Below are 16,863 nucleotides of genomic sequence, written 5' to 3' on the forward strand. Positions count from 1 at the left end.
TGACGTGCCTGCCGAGAACACCGTCCGTGCCGCCGTCGCCGCGGCCTTGGGCGCCATTTGACCTAATCCTGTTCTGTCCCAACTGATGCCCGTTGGGGCAGGTGATACCGGCCGGATCGGCATAGTTTGGCGACGTGCCGCCCGAACATTCGGTACCGACCGCCGACACCGCCGCCCCTGTCGCCGCCGCGCCGGTCACGGCCGGGGCGGCGCCGCGTTCCCCGGCGGATTCGCTGCTCGCGTTGCAGGCGTCGGCGGGCAATGCCGCGGTGACACGGATGATGTCGAGCCCGGCGCCGGTCGCGGTCGTCCCGCCGAGCACACCGGAGTTCCTCAGCCTGGCCGCGGACATCGAGGCACGGCGAATGGCGGTCCTCGCGCACAGCACGGCACAAGCCGACCAGATCAGGACAACCGCGGACGCATCGAAGCAGCGTTACCGCACGACGGCCGACACCAAAGCGGTGGCGGTCGAGCAAGCACACGCGGACGCCCTTGGTGTGGTTCAGCAACACGCGTCCACCGCGCAGGCGACCATCGACGGCAACCTCGAAGCCGAACTGGCCAGAGTGGACGCCGCCGCGGACGCCGAACTGCAACGCCTCGACCGCGTGATCGAGGAGAAGCGTGCCGCAGTGGCCCGGCACGCCGACGAAAAGGCAGCCGTGGCCGAGCAAAAAGGCACCGAGCAAGCCGATCGGGCAGACACCGGGACGGCCGAACGCACGCGTCGCGCGGACGAGATCGCCACCGCCGAGATCGAGCGGTACCGCAGTCACGAGCAAGCCTCGGAAATCCGCGACACCGTGGAAACGGCACGGCGTGACGTGATCGCCGAGCTGACCCGGACAGGCACCGCGGTGGCTACCGGCGTGCGGACCAAGTCGGCCGAACTCGGCGGGCACTTCCGCGACGAAGCCGCCCAGACCGCACGGGATCTCGACCAGCCGCGCACCGACGCCCGCACCCAGATCCTGGACAACCGGGACCGCACCAAGGACACGCTGCGTGAGATCGCACGCTCCGCGACCGCCCGGATCAACGCGGAGGCGACCCAGCTCGGCACGTCGTTGCGAGACGAGTCCGTCCGGCGCGCCGCCGAGATCCGCGGCCAGGCGGCGGTGTTCGACGCGTCGGTCGACGAGTCCGTCGCCACCACGATCACCCAGCTCACCAGACCGGCGGAGGCACTGGCCGACGACCTGGCCGCGTTCGTGCGGGAAAACCAGGACATCGCCGGCTACCAGCCGATCGTCGACGAGGCACACGGGGAGTTGCTGGCCGCGGCGAGCGAACGCGAGGCCCGGATCGACGAACTGGCGACGCAGTTCCTCGGCAGCCTGGACCAGACCACCGGCGACGCCGAGACCACACTGATCGACTACGCACAGGCCCTGACCGACAGCGCCCAGCAGGCCGGCGCGGATTTCGGCGGACCGGTCGACGAGACCATGCAGGCCACAGCGCAGCAGATGCACGACACCACCGACGAGGGCACGCGCAGCATGGGCGTGGTCACCGACGAGGTGGGCGGCGAACTCGACCGCGCGATCAGGGACCTCGGCACCCAGTGGGACCGGAAGCTGGCCGAGCACACCGACGAGTTGCACGACGAGGTCGACACCGCGTTGCGTGACGAAGACCGTGCGGTGGAACGGTTCGAGCGCGACATCGAGGTCAGCGTCGACCGGATCGTGGAGGAGAGCGGCTTCTTCGACTCGGTGTGGAACTTCTGCGCGGGCCTGGCCGAGGGGATCTGGAACGGCGCGGTCGCGCTGCTCAAGGGCGTCTGGGACGCGGTCAAGACCCCGCTGTTCTGGATCGCGGTCGCGATCGTCGTGGTGGTGCTCGTGATCGCGGTGGTCGTGCTGGTGATCAAGGGCGCGGCGGTGCTCGCCGCGATCGCCGCGGTGCTCGCGTTCGCCGGGAAGGTCCTGCTGGTCATCGGCGTCATCGTCGGTGCGATCGCGGCGATCTACTACGTCTACCTCGCCATCACCCGGCCGGATCTGACCTGGCGGCAGCGCGGGGAGCTGGTCGGCCGGGCGATCTTCGAGGCCGCGCTGGCGTTCACCGGTACCGGGATCCTGGCGCGGCTGAAGGTGTTCGCGCAGATCTCCGGCTTCCGCGCGCTGGTGGCCAGGGCGGGCAACCTGGCGCTGGCGATCAAGCTCGTCAACCTGGTGCCGGACCTCGGGAAGCTCGCCAGGCTGCTGGATCTGGCCGAAGCGGTGAACGTGGTGCGGGTGCTGGAGAAGGTCCGTGACGCGGATCTGGCGCTCACGCTGCTCGGCCGGGTCCGTGACGTCGAGGAGCTGATGCTGATCGTCGACAGGATCAGCGACGTGAGCAAGCTGCCCGCGCTGCTCGACCTGGTCAGCGACACGCGCAAACTCGGGCAACTGCTCGAACGGATGCGCAACCCCGACGACTTGATCACGCTGCTCGGCGAGGTCGGCGGGCCGGAAGCGTTGCTGCGCCTGACCGGCGACCTGCCCGCCGCCGACCTCACCTCGCTGGTCACGACGCACGGCGCGGACGCGGTCCGCTGGGCCGCGACGGAGATGTCCGGCCTGGAAGCACAGGCACTACTCGCCCGGATGACGCCCGAAGTGATCACCGGCATGCGCGGAGTCACGCCACGCGCAGCGACGCGCCTGCTGGACGCGTTCGACAACAGCCTGCTGGCCAGAGTGGTCGCCGAGATCGACCCCCGTGACCTGGTCGCGTTCCTCGACCAGCAGGAAACCGGTGCGGCACGGCGAATTCTGACCCAGTACGCCGACGCGGGCAGCTGGGACCGGCTGCGCCGGTTCCTGCGCGGCACTGTCCAGGCCGCCGAGACCGAGGGGTACGCGGCGGCGGGCGCGGGCGACCTCATCGTGGACAACCAGACACTGTCGACCGTGCGCGCGATGTTGGCCGGTGTGGACTACAGCGCGTTGCAACCGATCGAACAGCGCATGATCCAGCAGCTGTTCGCGCAGCTCGGCCAGCCGCTGGACGCCACAGGCACGCTCGTCCCGCCGAACCAGGCGGCGCTGGAGTCGATCATGGGGCGGCTGCGGGCACCGGCCACGGTCATGGGTGAGACAGGCGTCAACGCGGTGCACAAGCCGCTCGGTGGCGCTGCGGCGGATCTCGGTGCGGTCGAGCGCCCGGCTGGTCTCGCGGTGGACATCGACCGCAACAGTGCCGCGTACCGGCAGGTCCTGACCGATCTGGAAAGCCCGCCTGCCAGGCCGTGGACCCCGTCGAGCACGACAGCGCCGACACCGGTCGGCAAGGCGGAAGGCATCCGGGACCGCACGGTGGTCGCGGACGCGTTGTTCGCGCAGGTGGAGGGTGGTGGCGTGCCCACGTTCATGACCGCGGACGGCAACGTGTTCGAACGCCTCGCCGGGTGGGCCGTGTCGGTCACGCCGCCCGCGGCGGGCCCCGGCAGTGCCGCGTCGCGGCTGGCTCGGGCGAATCCCGGCGGCTTCGAGATAATCGTCAACGGCCGCAGGCTGCTCGTGATCCCCGTAGGACTGTAGAAACAGGACTCCAGATGCCCTCTGCGTACTTCGTCGCCGCACTGAAGTGCCCCGCGTGCGGCACCACGTCCCCCGCGGACGAGTCCACCGAACTGGTCACGCCACTGGCGGACAGCGGGTTCTGGACGGTCGGCGAAAGCGATCCGGACTTCACGTGGCGTGCCATCCGCGTGCACTACCCGGTGTTGCGCGAACCGGCCGCCGGCGAGCCGATCCAGCTGCTGGCGACGTGGACGTGCCCGGCGTGCGGGTCGGTCGGCTGGGCCCGGATCACCTTCGAGGACACGGTGATCAGTGCGATCGCCGCCGTGCCGCTGGACGTGCCGACGGTCAGCGCCGCACACGCCATCGACGAGGACGTGGCGCAGTCCTACGAGCGGCTCACCGGCGAGCAGCTGTTCCCCGGTGGCGACATCCACATCGAGTTCCGTGCCCGTCTGCTCGCAGCGCTCACCCAGGGCGGAGTGTCAGGTCATGCGGCCTCCAGCAGCGCTTGACCCGATGGTGTGAGTCTCGCTGGTTCACGGTCCGCGCCGGTGATCAGGCCCGCCTGGGTCAGGCGCATCGCGGCGAACTGGTCGCAGCAGATCAGGCCGTCGATGCGCAGGCACTGCCCGGCGATCTCGCAGCGGCCCGCGGCGACGGCACGCAGCACGGCACGGTCCCGGTGGCTGATGATGGTGGCGTTCATGGTTCCCCTTCCCCGGCCGGAGGTGTGATGGACCTCTCAGCCAACCCGTGGTCACTCTCGTGTACCTATTCGTCGACCGGCCCCCTGCCGGATCGACATGTCTTTGACGGAAAAGAGGGCCGGAAGTATCCCTCGAATACAGGATTCACACGGTGTGCTGACGCGAATACGCTGAGTAGATGACAGCTGGGGCGGTGACCTTCCGGTCAGTGCTGGCCGTCGGCGAGTTCCGGGCGCTCTGGTTCGCGGAGCTGCTGTCCCAGGCAGGGGACCAATTGGCCCGCGTCGCGCTGTCGGTCCTGGTCTACCAGCGCACCAACTCGGCCGCGCTGACCGGGCTGACCTTCGCGCTGACCTACCTGCCGACCATGATCGGCGGGCTGCTGCTCGCGGGCCTGGGTGACCGGTTCCCGCGCCGGACCGTCATGGTCGTCTCCGACGTCGTGCGCGCGGTGCTCGTGGCCGCGATGGCGATCCCCGGCGTTCCGCTGTGGCTGCTGTGTCTCCTGTTGACGGTTGTGGTGATGGCCAACGGGCCGTTCAAGGCGGCGCAACTGGCTCTGTTGCCGGACATTCTCGACGAACAGCGTTATGTCGTCGGACTGGCCGTCCGCAACGTCACCGTGCAGTCGTCCCAGGTCGCCGGGTTCGCGGGCGGCGGTTTGCTGGTCAGCCTGCTCGATCCGTACCTGGCGTTGGGGTTGGACGCGGCCACGTTCGCCTTGTCCGCGTTGATCATCCAGGTGGGTGTGCGGTGGCGGCCGTCCGCCAGGTCCGCGAAGGACCCCGTCCGGCTGACGGCGTTCGGTTCGGTGTGGCGGGATCCGCGACTGCGGCTGATCGCGCTGGTGTCGTGGTTGTCGTTGTTCTACATCGCGCCGGAGAGCCTGGCCGCGCCGTACGCCGCCGAGCTCGGGCTCGGTGCGCTCGCCGTGGGCCTGATCATGGCCAGCCATCCGGTCGGCAGCATCGTCGGGGCGTACGTGTTCACCCGCTACGTCACCGAAGCCAACCGGCTGCGGTCACTGGCGCTGATGGGTATCCTCGCGGGAATCCCTCTGGTGTTCTGCGTTTTCCGGCCGGAACTGACCACATCCATGATCCTCTTCGGACTGACCGGCGCCTTCAGCACGGCGTACACGCTCCAATGTGCCGCAACCGCGACACGGTTACTGCCCGACACCGGACGCGCGCAGGGAATCGGCCTGCTCGCGACGGCAGCCCTTACCGCGCAAGGCATCGGCGCTCTGGTCGCGGGGTCGCTGGCTGATCTGAGCGGCGCATCGCTCGCCGTCGCGTTCTGCGGCATGGCCGGTGTCGCGGTCGCGATCCCGTTGACCTACGCGTGGACCAGGCAGGTTCACACGGTCGGACCGCGGACGTGATCGAGCATCCACGCCTCGGCTTCCGGGTAGACACCCGAACACGCCCACGGTTGGCCGGTGATGTCGAGGACCAGCAACTGATCGCCCAGGTCGAGCTGTGAGGCGAGGATGTCGCGGACTTCCTCGATGCGGTAGCCGGTCGACACCAGCCACACGTTCTCGGCCGGATGCCACCAACGGCCCAGCGACGAGATCATCCGGGCCAGCCCCGCGCCTGGAGCGTCAACCCCCACGCGGGACACCGAATAGCAGATCAGCAGGGCGCCCACTGGATCAATCATTCCGTACGGGTGTGGATTTCGCTGACGGCCAGTCGCATGAATGAAACCACCGCATCGCGGGTATTCGGTGGGCCCGACGATGTTGGAGGCACCATGTTGGCCGTGATCGGCGCAGTCCTGTTCGCACTCGCCCTGATCCTCGATCTCGCCGACGCGTCGATCGGTGACACGATCAACGGAATGACGATCGTGACAGCCGGTTTACTCTGCGTCGCTTTGCATCTGGCCGGTATCGGCACGCGCGCCAGGTCCGGCGGTGGTGGCGGCTGGAGCCTGCGCGGGCGCCGCTGACCGGCTGCGACGCTGTCAGCAGCCGCCGCAGTTGTAGTACGTGACATCCCAGTGGTTCGACTCCAGGTAGTAGATGTTGCCGGAGCCCGACCGCCACTGGTTGCCACCGACGGACGTGAAGTTGTTGCGCACGTAGTTGTTGACGCACGTGGCGAGACCGAAGTCGAGCTTGTAGCCGTTCCAGTGGCTGTAGGTACCGCTGGCGTGGCCGGTCTCCGTGCCGCCCGTGACGTTCAACGCGCAGCCGCTTGCCCCTTTGAGGGTTTCCGCGCCCTGGATGGTGGCCAGGTTGACCTGCTCGAACGACGTGCAGTTGGGCTTGTTGCGGTCGCTGCAGCCGCCGCTGGACGACCAGGTGATGCCCGCGGCCCGCAGCCGTGCCGTCGCCTGGGCGTGGGTCAGCTTGGCCACCTGGATTTCGGCGGTTCCCGGCGGTGCCGCGAAGACGGGATCCTGCTCGGGCCCGGAGACGGAGGCATGGGCGGCACCGGCGGTGAAAACACCGAGGGTGGCGACCGCGGAAATGATCAATGAGCGAACGAGTAAGTGGCGCATCCGATCTTGCTCCTTCGATTCTCTGGCAGCACCAATACCGCCGGGAGCACCGGCGGTGCGTGATCATTTGCTGCCTGCAGGGTGGAACCGAAGGGGAAGCGTAATAGTTACTGACCGGATATCACAGACCGTTGGGACAAATTTTCATCGACGTTGCAGGTTCTGCGAGACCGCAGTTCCCTGAGCGCAAGACTCAGCGCGACGAGCGTGGCCAGCGTCGCGGTCCCGAATGCCACGGCCGCGCCGACGTTCGGGCGCCCGTCCGCGAGGTTGGCTCCGGCGTGATACGCCGCCACCATCAACGCTGTCCCGACGGCTGTGCCGATTCGCTGCCCTGTCTGCAGCGCGCCACCAGCGGCACCTGCCATGTGTGTCGGCACGTTCTCCAGCGCCATGGTGATGTTCGGTGAGATCACCGCACCACCACCGAGTCCCGCGACCAGCAACGGGATCGTGATCCAGAACCCGACCTCGTCAGCCGGTGCGACAAGGACGACTACCGCACTGCCGACAAGTCCTATGACGACTGCGCTCAGTGCGGTCACCGTGATCCGGCGGCCCCACTTGGCCACCAGCCGTCCAGCCACCGCCGACGAAACCGAGGAGCCGAGCGCGAACGACGTTACGACCAACCCCGATTGCAATGCGGTGTACTGCAAACCAGTCTGGAAGAACATCGCCATCACCACGAAGATGCCGGAGAATCCGGAGAAATACACCGTGCCGATAGCCACGCCGGACGAATAGCCCTTCGTGGTGGTGAACAACCGCAGGTCCAGCAGCGGCGCACGACCGCGCCCGCCCGCGTTCTTCTCCCAGCGGACGAACAGGAATCCCAGTACGACGGCGATCGGGAGCAACCACCACCACTGCCCGAGTTTCCCGCTCTCCACTTGGACGATCGGGAACAGCAGGGCCACCACCGCCGCGCCGAGCAACGCGGCGCCGGCGAAGTCGATCTCGGACCGGACACCGACACCGCGACGGTCCTCTTTGGGCAGTACGCGGGCGGCGACGATCAGCGCGGCGATCCCGATCGGCACGTTGACGTAGAACACCCACCGCCAACCGGATTCCGCACCGAACGCGGCGATGATCAGACCACCGAGCACCGGACCGACCGCGGTGGATATGCCGATCGTCGCACCCATGAACCCGAACGCCTTGCCGCGTTCGGCGCCGTGGAACAGGTTCTGGATGAGCCCCGAGCTCTGCGGCGTGAGCATCCCGGCTGTCGCACCTTGCAACAGCCGGGCGATGATCAGCAGCTCGATCGACGGCGCCGCCCCGGCCAGCGCGCTGGTCACCACGAACCCGGCCAGCGCGAGCATGAAGATCCGCCTGCGGCCGAGCGCGTCGCCCAGCCTGCCGCCCGCGACCAGCGTGAGCCCGAAGGTCAGCGCGTAACCGGAGACCACCCACTGCACGGCTCCGGCGCCCGCCTGCAGCCCGATCTGCATCGACGGCAGCGCGACGTTGACGATGCTGACGTCCAGCAGGGTCATGAACCCGACGCCGAGGGTCACGGAGAGTGCGCGCCACCGACGCGGATCCGGTTCTTCCACGGGTCCATAGTCGTCGCTGCCACGCAGTTCCGCATCACGCCAGGGATCTGCCGTTGACCTTTGTGTTCGTATCCGCCGGTTTGTCCGCGTTCCACACCTTGGACGCCGCCGTGGCGATCTCAGTGAACGTGCTGTCGGCGACAGGTCGCGGCACGGCGTACCCCCAGACCGCCGTACCGCGGTCTTCGAGTACACCTCGTCACTGGTTGTGATGTCCAGTCAACGTTTCCGCGACAGGCAGACCGATCTGCCGCTTGGCCAGGTAAAACGTCGCCTCGTGCGGCTTGGCGCCGTTGTCGACGGTGTAGACGCTCTCGAGCACGCCTTGAGCACCGGGGAACATCGAGGTCAGCTCCGGCCGCGCGGCCACCAGATCGTCCTGGTCGACCACGTTGATCCAGCGTCTGACCTGCGGCGGGACCGCCGGAGGCTGAGGCCGCAGCCGGTCGTAGACGACACTGCGCAGTCCCAGCGGCGACCCACATGTGACCAGCAACGGCAGCGGACGGCCGAGCTGGTGAGCGGCTTCGTAGGCGACCACCGAACCGAGTGAATGGGCGATGACGACCTGGGTGTCCTCGTCGAGCAGCACCGCGACGCGCCGCTGGATCTCCGCACGCGTGTCCTCATCAGTCAGATACCGCGTGACCTGCCGCAATGCCTTCACCACCATGCGCTCGGCCAGCGCGACCCCGAACCGAGCGAACGGCTTCACCCTGGTCAGGCTGTTGACCACCGGCCGGAGCGCGGCACGGACGCCCTGGGTCTCCCCTGTCGTCTCGGCCAGCTCGCGCTCGGCCAGCACACGTTCGGACTCGCGGCTGGCGTCCTCGGCGACACGCCGCAGCCACTCCCGGCCGAGCTGTCCGGCGAACTCCCACTCGGCCTCGTCGAGCTCCTCGGCGCCGCCCTGCTGGTCCCGCGGCAGGAACAAGTCGCCGTAAAAAGCCATCCTGACGTCGATGTCCCTGGTCCGGTACAGCCGGTCGGCCAGCTCGGGATGCCCGGCGACCCGGACACCACCGGCCAGGCTGGGCAGCCAGTCGGCCTCCAGTCCGTCCGCCGACTTCTGCTCCTGCGCGATCCCGTGGACGAGCACGACCTCCGCCATACCGGTGAGGCTATCGTGACCGTGTGGGAAGAAGGCATGCGTTGGTGATCGCGTCCCAGTGCCAGGGGCTGAACCCGTTGTCGTTCCTGCCCGCCGCCGCCCACGAGATGGCCGAAACCCTGTTGGATCCCTCGATCGGCGGTTGCGTATCCGCGATCGAGGACAGCCCGGTGCTCATCGACCCGACCGTGACCGAGCTGGACGACGCCGTGACCGAGGCCTTCGAGCGCGCGTCGGAGGACGAGGCCACGCTGTTCATCGCGTTGGTCGGGCACGGCGAGTACACCTACGACGACTTCTACTTCCTGGTCAGCGACACCACACTGCCGCCGACCAGCCGCACGGCTTTCCTGCTGGCCCAGCGGATCCGTGAACTGCTCGGGCAGCATTCGCTGCTCGACGGCCTGGTGTTGCTGCTGGACACCTGCCACGCCGGGATCGCCGCCCAGCAGGCAGGCAACCGGTGGATCCAGATCGTCGGCCAGGCAGGCCGCCGTTTCGAGGTGCTCACCGCGTCCGACGAGCGCACCGCCGCCAACGGCTGCTTCAGCAAGCAGCTGGTGAAGGTGCTGCGCTCCGGCCATCCCGCGCTGGGCGAGCGGTTGCGTTGCCCGGACATGAAAGTCGTGCTGTCCGGGCTGTGCCCGGCGCAGACCGCCGTGCACCTGGCGTTCGACGGCAGGCGGGAGATCACCGCGGGCGACGAGGGCCTGTGGCTGGCCATGAACACCTCCGAGACGTGGCGTTCGTCGATGGCCGCCGACAACCCGGCGGCCGACCTGATCGACCGGCTGACGCGGGACTACGTTGTGCCGCAGGAACTGCGGACGCTAGTCGGGCACCTGATGATGGGCGTCGAGACGATCACCGTGGCCGGGCGGGCGGGTGCGGGCAAATCCCGGCTGATGGCCGCGCTCGCCCGGCCGTCGGTTGCGCCCGAACTGCTGCCGCCGAAGCTGATGGACGCGGTCGTCTTCCTGTCCGGTACGGACACCTTCGAAGGGATCGCCGTCGAACTGGCCAGGCAGCTCAGCCGGAACGTGCCGGGCTTCGCCGACGCCGCGCGTGACTTCGAGTCGACTGTGGATCCCGCCGAGTGGCGGGCAGCGGACGCGTTCGAACGCGCCGTGTCGGGGCCGCTCGGACTGTGCCGCGCTCCGGCCCGGATCGCCGTCGACGGGATCGACCAGGTCGGTATGGGTGTCAGCGGCCGTCTGCGGTCCGCGTTGGGTCGTGTACGAGCTCAAGTCGTGCTGTCGACGCGGTATCCCGCCCAAGGCGCGGTGACGGTCTGGCTCGGCCCGGAGCCCACTTCCGACGCTGAGCCCGAGTCCCCGGCCGACGGCGACGAGTCGGACGAACGCCCGTACGAGACGCGCTCGGAAGGACCACTGGACCTGGTCGACCTGTTGGCCACGACCCGCAACGCCCGGGTGCCGACCACAGTCCTGGTCGCCGCGAGCGGAAAGCCACTCAGCACAGTCCGGGATTTGCTGGTGCAGAACAACTTCGTCACCCGGTTGGAGCCCGGCACGCCCCGGGAGACCGTCGTGTACGCGGGCAGTGGGTCCGGCAACCCACACGCGCACTCCGCGATCGCCGACGCGCTGCTGGACCTGGCGCCGCCTGCCGACCGGGCATCCGGCAGCCCGGAGCAGGTCTACGCGGACGCCGCGCTGGCCGAGCACCTCTGGTACGCCGACCGCCACGACGAGATCGTGGAATGCCTGGAGAGCCGCGGTTCCTCGGTCCCCGCCGAGAACCACGCGACGTGGGAACTGTGGCGCGACAACCTCGGGATCGCGCCCGGCGCGGACTTCCGGCCCACGATCGTGGCCACCGCGCGGTACCTGACGTCCATGGTGAAGATCGGCGAGCTCGCCGAGGCTTCCCGTGAATTCCAGGTGCTGCTGCCGCGCGCGGAGCGGGTCCTCGCGGTCGACGACCCCGAGCTGTTCGTCATCCGCAACAACATCGGTTACCTGCTTTTCGAAACCGGCGAGGCCGGACAGGCCGTGGCGCACCTGCGTTCGGTGATCGAAGACGCTTCGAGGCAACTCGGGGCACGGCACGAGGAAACGCTGCACGCCCGGCACCTCCTCGCGGTCGCCACCGGAAAGCTGGGCGACGCTGTGAATTCCGCGCGGCTGTCGGCCGAGTTGATCCCGGACGCGGAACAGGTACTGGGACCGGACCACGAGGTGACCATCAACGCCCGGCTGAACTACGATTTCCACACCCTCAAATCAGGCAACCCCCCTCCACTGTTTTTCGAGAACAAACGCCGCCTCGCCGAATTCGTGGCAGGGCTGAGGGATGACGATCCGCGTGCCGTCGGGGTCGGTGTCTTCCTCTACTGGGACGATCCGGCCGGGCTCAAGCCGTTCGTCGAACGGTCGAAACGCCTGCACCGCAGGGACAACCACCCGGAAACGGTCAAGATCGAGGCAAGGGTGCGCGAACTCGGCGGGTGAACGGTGAGCCTCCGGGTCGCGCTGCTGTCGTATCGCGGCAAGGAGCACTGCGGTGGCCAGGGCGTCTACATCAGACACCTGAGCCGTGAGCTCGTCGCCTTGGGGCACCGGGTCGAAGTCGTCGCCGGACCGCCGTACCCGGTGGTCGACGCCGGTGTCCGGCTCACGCGAGTGCCCGCGCTGGATCTCTACGCCGAGCCGGATCCGTTCCGCACACCGCGTCTCGACGAACTGCGGCGGCTGCCGGACTGGATCGAGTTCGCCGGAATGCGGTCGGGGCGGTTCACCGAACCGCTCGCGTTCTCCGTGCGGGTCCGCCGATATCTGACATCCCGGCGTTTCGACATCGTGCACGACAACCAGAGCCTCGGCTACGGTTTGCTCGGTCTCGGAATTCCGGCTGTGGCGACCGTGCACCACCCGGTCACCGTCGACCGCGATCTCAAGCCCGGTTCAGAACGGTGGTATTCCTTCACGCGAATGCAGAGCCGTGTCGCGCGGCGGCTTCCGCTGATTCTCACGGTGTCGGCGGCTTCGCGTGCCGAGATCGTTTCGCGGATGGGCGTCCGGGCCGAACGCGTCAGGGTCGCCCCGCTCGCCGCCGATCCGGATTTCCGGCCGGGCAAGACCGTTCCCGGCAGGATCGTCTGTGTCGCCAGTTCGCACGACCCGATCAAAGGACTCCGGTATCTGCTGGCGGCTTCCGAGCAGCTGCGTCGGCAGCGCGAATGCGAACTGGTGGTCGTCGGACGCGCGGAACCAGCGCCCGGCGTCACCTTCGTGTCGAACCTTCCCTCAGACGAATACGCTTCGCTCCTCAGCAGCGCGGAGATCGTGTGCGTTCCTTCGTTGTTCGAGGGATTCTCGCTGCCCGCCGCCGAGGCGATGGCCTGCGGGATACCGGTTGTCGCCACCACCGGCGGGGCGTTGCCCGAAGTGATCGGCGACGCGGGCGTGTTCGTGCCTCCGGGTGATTCCGCCGCGTTGACGAGGGCGTTGCTCGATCTGCTCGACGATCCGGGTCGCCGCGCGGCGCTCGGGCAACGGGGAATCGCGCGTTCGGGCCGGTTGAGCTGGCGCCGGACAGCCGAGGAAACCGCCGACTGCTACCGGGAGCTGCTCACTTGCTGACCGTCCACTTCGGGCGTCTCCGGATCCGGACCGGCGATCGTGTGCTGGACCTGGGCTGCGGAGGCGGGCGGCACGCCTTCGAGGCCGCGAAACACGGCGCCGACGTGATCGCGTTGGACCTGGCCGGTGCCGATCTCAAGGACGTCCGCGACATGTTCGCGGCGATGGCCGAGGTCGGGGAATCGTCCGGCGCGACGGCTGCCGTCCGGGCGAGCGGGCTCGCTCTGCCGTTCCCCGACGCGAGTTTCGACCACGTGATCGCGGCGGAGATCCTCGAACACGTACCCGACGACGTCACCATGATCACCGAGGCCGCTCGCGTTCTCAAACCCGGTGGACTGGTCGCGGTGACCGTGCCCCGGTGGTGGCCGGAACGCGTGTGCTGGGCGCTTTCCGATGCCTACCACCAGGTCGAAGGCGGTCACGTCCGCATCTACCGCCGCCGTCAGCTGATGCGGCGGCTGCGTGACGCCGGATTGGAGCCGGTGTTCACGCACCACGCCCATGCGTTGCATTCACCCTACTGGTGGTTGAAATGCGCGGTCGGGCCGGAGGAGGAGACCGCGCTTGTCCGGCTGTACCACCGTTTCCTGCTGTGGGAGATCATCAAGCGGCCGAGGTCGGTCCGGGTGGTGGAACGCGCCCTGAATCCTCTTCTGGGCAAGAGCTTTGTCGTCTACGCGCGGAAGACCGCGCCGTGACGGGTGCGTGGATCGCCTCCGTCCAGGAGCCGTCCGGCGCGATTCCGTGGTTTCCCGGCGGACCTTCGGACGTGTGGAACCACGTCGAAGCCGCGATGGGGCTGGACGTCTCGGGATTCCACGCCGAGGCCGCGGCGGCCTACCGTTGGCTCGCGCGCGTCCGGAACTCCGATGGATCCTGGTATGCCGAGTACCGTGCCGGAGAAGTCACCGATCCCGCCAAGGATTCCAACTTCGTCGCCTACATCGCAGTTGGCGTGTTGCACCACGCGTTGGCTTGCCGGGACACCGAGTTCCTCACCGAACTGTGGCCGACCGTTCGTGCGGCCATCGATTTCGTACTCGGCCTGCGATCGTCCGACGGTGCCGTCCGGTGGCGCGACTCGTCGCCGATCTTCCTCATCACCGGGTGTTCCAGCATCCACCAGGCATTGCTGTGCGCCGCGGCCATAGCCGCACGTGTCGGTAGCCCTCGGCCGGACTGGCTGACCGCCGCGCGCGAACTGGGCTCGGCGATTCGCGATCGCCCGGACGTGTTCGAGGCCAAGCCGCACTCGATGGACTGGTACTACCCCGTTCTCTGCGGTGTCGTCACCGGATCCGCTGCGGACGAGCGGCTTTCGGCCCAGTGGGACCGGTTCGTCGTGCCCGGCCTCGGTGTCCGGTGCGTGTCCGACCAGCCTTGGGTCACCGGCGGGGAGACCGCCGAACTCGCGCTCACGCTCGCGTTGCGCGGCGATTCCCGTGCGGCGCAACTACTCGCGGACATCTCGCACCTGCGCCACGCCGACGGTTCCCATTGGACTGGTTACCAGTTCGCCAATCAGGTCGTCTGGCCGGAGGAACGCACCACGTGGACCGCGGGCGCCGTGCTGCTCGCCACCGCTGCGCTGCGTGACGACCCGTCGACACATGGCGCGTTCAAACCACTTTCCCTTGTGCTACAGAGGAAACCACGCTACCCGATCGAGTGATGACGGTCGAACACGCGTTCGAGTAGCGTGGAGGCATGCGCGAGAACTCACCTCAGCGGTATCCAAGCCCGTTGTCCCAGCTTGTCCAGATCGCTGGCCATCAGGCCGCCGTCCGACACCGTCCACAACTCGTCACCGATCACGATCGACCGCCGGATCGTCCCCACCGGGTGCGACACGCGCCCCACCACGGTCATGGCGTTCCCTTCCAGCTTGAGGACCAGCGCGTAGTTCATCGCCTGGTAACCGCCTCCTCGCAGGCCCGGATCCCTGGCGCCCATCACCGGAACGACGACGAGGTTGCGTTCAGGCCAGTACAGGAAGGCGTGCGGATCGTATTCCACCTCGGACGTGCCGCCTTCGATCTGCTGCTGCGCAAGACGATTCGGCGTGGCCAGGTTGTTGATGTCGAACAGCGAGACCTGGGAACCGAGGCGCCTGCCCTGCTCGCTGGCCTCCTGCCCGACACCGAGCACCTTGCCGGGCCCGACCGGGTGCAGATAGGCCGAGTAGCCGGTGATCTTGAGCTCGCCGACCACGCGCGGCCTGGCAGGCTGAGACAAGTCGAGCGTGTACAAGGGATCCACCTGCCGGAAGGTGACCACGTACCCGACCGGGCCGAAGAACCGCACGGCGTAGATGCGTTCCCCCTTGCCCAGCCCGTCGACCCGGCCGACCTGCGTCAGTCCCTTGTCCCCGCGGGCAAGCACGGTGACCGCGCTCTGCGTCTGCGGCGCAGACCTGGTGTCGCCGGGCGGAATCCACCCACCGGCCGGGCCGATGGTCGTGGCGACCCGGAGGTGCCCTTCGTGCTCGGACAGCGAGTACTGGTTGAGCAACGTGCCGTCGACCTCGCCGGAACCCGCGTACCTCGGCGGTCCGCTGCTGGTGATGTCGAACCTGTGGATCTGGGTCTTGCCCAGCGCCGGCTGGGCGTCGGGCGCGGGCCTGCCCGGCCGCATCGGTATGACGCGGCTGGAGTGGTCATCGGCGATGTACAGGCTCTGGTCCGTGCCGTACACGGTGTCGCCGTCCGCGGCCACCGTCACTGGATCGCCCTTGTCCAGCGCCTTGGTCAGATCGATCGTGAGGACGGTGAGCATCGCGGCGCCCGAGAAGTCCTTCGGGTGGCTGACCCTGCCGCAGTCGACCAGCCTGCCTTCGGACTTCGTGCCCCCGCTGTCGAGCTGGTACGAGGGCAGCCATTCGTCGATCGTCGACTTCGTGGCCGTTTCGCGGTTGCGTTGCAGAGCGGAGGCTTCTGACTGTGCGGACCTGTCCGGATAGGAGAACTTCAACTGCGGCTGCGACCGCACGACGACCCGCGCCACAGTGCCGATCTGGCGAGCGTCGATGTACCCACCGGTTACCGCCAAGGTGCCCAGGACTCGCGGCGTGCCTGCCAGGTCGACGAGGACGATCTTGGATCCCCAGCCGCCACCGGGGTGTCCGGGCCGCGTGGGCCTGTCGGGCGCGATCGGCGCCGGCCCGTCGTAGATGACGCTGTCCTGGTTTGCCACGAGCAGCGCGCGGTCACCGGAGACGAGCAGCTGCGAGACGTGCAGATCAGGCGTGTCCAGCGTTCCGGTGATCTTGCGGGAGGCAACGTCGACGACCTTGAGCTTCCCGTCGACCACGGAGACGATCCGTTTGCCGTCAGTCTTCACGATGTCCGGCTCGTCGACGTTGCGTTCATGGTTGTTGGTCGAGGAATGCCCTGGGCTTTGTTGAGCGCCGCCCTGCTGCGGCGCGCCCGCGCTGTCCTGTGCTTGTTCTCGCTTCGGCAGCTGGGACCGTGGCCCTTCGGCCGATCCGGCCGCGTTCGGCGCAGCGGGAACAGCCACGTCCCCGCCACTGCTCAGCGCGTATCCGCCACCGAAGCCGTACGGGCCGATGTACGGCAACGCGGCCTGACGCAGACCGGACAACGCTGTTTCACACGAGTCGAACGCGACGAGGGAGATCGCACCCGAAGGGAGGTCGGTGACCGTGTCCGGGTACTGACCAGCGCCGGAATCCGCTGTGCCGCTGACTGAGGCCGCGGCGACGATGCCGCCGATGACGACCGCGATCGCGGCTCCGGTGACGATCTTCGACGTGCCGACTCTCGGTAGCCCTGCTTTCCCTGCCATACACACAAGACGGTGACACTGCCCGAATGCGTTGCC

14 protein-coding genes are annotated in these 16,863 nt (G+C 68.1%); 8 read left to right on the forward strand and 6 right to left on the reverse strand.

The genetic code is table 11. The annotated features are described in order from the left end of the window. Positions 1 to 134 precede the first annotated feature (134 nt). Together AOZ06_RS40985 and AOZ06_RS40990 are read left to right on the forward strand one after the other, a co-directional pair. Positions 135 to 3,536 (forward strand): hypothetical protein, encoded by a 3,402-nt coding sequence (locus tag AOZ06_RS40985; protein ID WP_054294287.1) that lies wholly within the window; start codon positions 135 to 137, stop codon positions 3,534 to 3,536. Positions 3,537 to 3,550: 14 nt separating this feature from the next. Beyond that, a complete protein-coding gene (locus AOZ06_RS40990) occupies positions 3,551 to 4,033 on the forward strand; it encodes a hypothetical protein (RefSeq protein ID WP_054294288.1) in 483 nt (160 codons plus the stop codon). On the opposite strand, the gene AOZ06_RS40995 is transcribed toward AOZ06_RS40990, so the two are convergent. Then, entirely contained in the window at positions 4,009 to 4,227 is a 219-nt protein-coding gene (locus AOZ06_RS40995; RefSeq protein WP_054294289.1) for a hypothetical protein, read from the reverse strand. The two genes, AOZ06_RS40990 and AOZ06_RS40995, sit on opposite strands and share 25 nt — an antisense overlap. Before the next feature lie 179 nt (positions 4,228 to 4,406). Between AOZ06_RS40995 and AOZ06_RS41000 the strand changes: the two genes are divergently transcribed. Then, positions 4,407 to 5,612, forward strand: coding sequence for an MFS transporter (locus AOZ06_RS41000; RefSeq protein WP_054294290.1), 1,206 nt, complete (start codon positions 4,407 to 4,409; stop codon positions 5,610 to 5,612). On the opposite strand, the gene AOZ06_RS41005 is transcribed toward AOZ06_RS41000, so the two are convergent. After that, positions 5,588 to 5,893 (reverse strand): hypothetical protein, encoded by a 306-nt coding sequence (locus AOZ06_RS41005; protein WP_157233521.1) that lies wholly within the window; start codon positions 5,891 to 5,893, stop codon positions 5,588 to 5,590. The genes AOZ06_RS41000 and AOZ06_RS41005 overlap by 25 nt on opposite strands. Positions 5,894 to 5,929: 36 nt before the next feature. On the opposite strand from AOZ06_RS41005, the gene AOZ06_RS41010 reads away from it, so the two are divergent. Further along, positions 5,930 to 6,184: a hypothetical protein gene (locus AOZ06_RS41010; protein ID WP_225953023.1), complete on the forward strand. Its 255-nt coding sequence runs from the start codon at positions 5,930 to 5,932 to the stop codon at positions 6,182 to 6,184. A 15-nt stretch (positions 6,185 to 6,199) separates the two neighbouring features. Here the strand turns inward: AOZ06_RS41010 and AOZ06_RS41015 are convergent, their stop codons facing one another. From AOZ06_RS41015 to AOZ06_RS41025, 3 genes are all read right to left on the reverse strand, one after another. Continuing rightward, positions 6,200 to 6,739: a hypothetical protein gene (locus tag AOZ06_RS41015; RefSeq protein WP_054294293.1), complete on the reverse strand. Its 540-nt coding sequence runs from the start codon at positions 6,737 to 6,739 to the stop codon at positions 6,200 to 6,202. A 107-nt stretch (positions 6,740 to 6,846) separates the two neighbouring features. Then, complete coding sequence (locus AOZ06_RS41020; protein WP_083472848.1) at positions 6,847 to 8,244, reverse strand: MFS transporter; 1,398 nt, start codon at positions 8,242 to 8,244, stop codon at positions 6,847 to 6,849. 259 nt (positions 8,245 to 8,503) lie between these two features. Beyond that, positions 8,504 to 9,415, reverse strand: coding sequence for a hypothetical protein (locus AOZ06_RS41025; RefSeq protein ID WP_054294294.1), 912 nt, complete (start codon positions 9,413 to 9,415; stop codon positions 8,504 to 8,506). Between the two features lie 23 nt (positions 9,416 to 9,438). On the opposite strand from AOZ06_RS41025, the gene AOZ06_RS41030 reads away from it, so the two are divergent. The 4 genes from AOZ06_RS41030 to AOZ06_RS41045 are packed head-to-tail and all read left to right on the forward strand — an operon-like array spanning position 9,439 to position 14,695. Further along, positions 9,439 to 11,889 (forward strand): tetratricopeptide repeat protein, encoded by a 2,451-nt coding sequence (locus AOZ06_RS41030; protein ID WP_157233522.1) that lies wholly within the window; start codon positions 9,439 to 9,441, stop codon positions 11,887 to 11,889. A gap of 3 nt (positions 11,890 to 11,892) precedes the next feature. Then, the gene (locus AOZ06_RS41035; RefSeq protein WP_054294296.1) at positions 11,893 to 13,020 is read left to right on the forward strand and encodes a glycosyltransferase family 4 protein; all 1,128 of its coding nucleotides are present in this window, start codon (positions 11,893 to 11,895) and stop codon (positions 13,018 to 13,020) included. Continuing rightward, positions 13,014 to 13,721 carry a class I SAM-dependent methyltransferase gene (locus AOZ06_RS41040; RefSeq protein WP_054294297.1) on the forward strand — a complete coding sequence of 236 codons (708 nt, stop codon included), beginning with the start codon at positions 13,014 to 13,016 and terminating at the stop codon, positions 13,719 to 13,721. The genes AOZ06_RS41035 and AOZ06_RS41040 overlap by 7 nt, the downstream gene beginning before the upstream one ends. Then, a complete protein-coding gene (locus AOZ06_RS41045; protein ID WP_054294298.1) occupies positions 13,718 to 14,695 on the forward strand; it encodes a prenyltransferase/squalene oxidase repeat-containing protein in 978 nt (325 codons plus the stop codon). Before AOZ06_RS41040 ends, AOZ06_RS41045 begins: the two co-directional genes overlap by 4 nt. A 47-nt stretch (positions 14,696 to 14,742) precedes the next feature. On the opposite strand, the gene AOZ06_RS41050 is transcribed toward AOZ06_RS41045, so the two are convergent. Beyond that, positions 14,743 to 16,827, reverse strand: coding sequence for a beta-propeller domain-containing protein (locus AOZ06_RS41050; RefSeq protein ID WP_054294299.1), 2,085 nt, complete (start codon positions 16,825 to 16,827; stop codon positions 14,743 to 14,745). Positions 16,828 to 16,863: the final 36 nt, after the last annotated feature.

The organism is Kibdelosporangium phytohabitans (assembly GCF_001302585.1).
In the GTDB taxonomy this organism is placed as follows: domain Bacteria; phylum Actinomycetota; class Actinomycetes; order Mycobacteriales; family Pseudonocardiaceae; genus Kibdelosporangium; species Kibdelosporangium phytohabitans.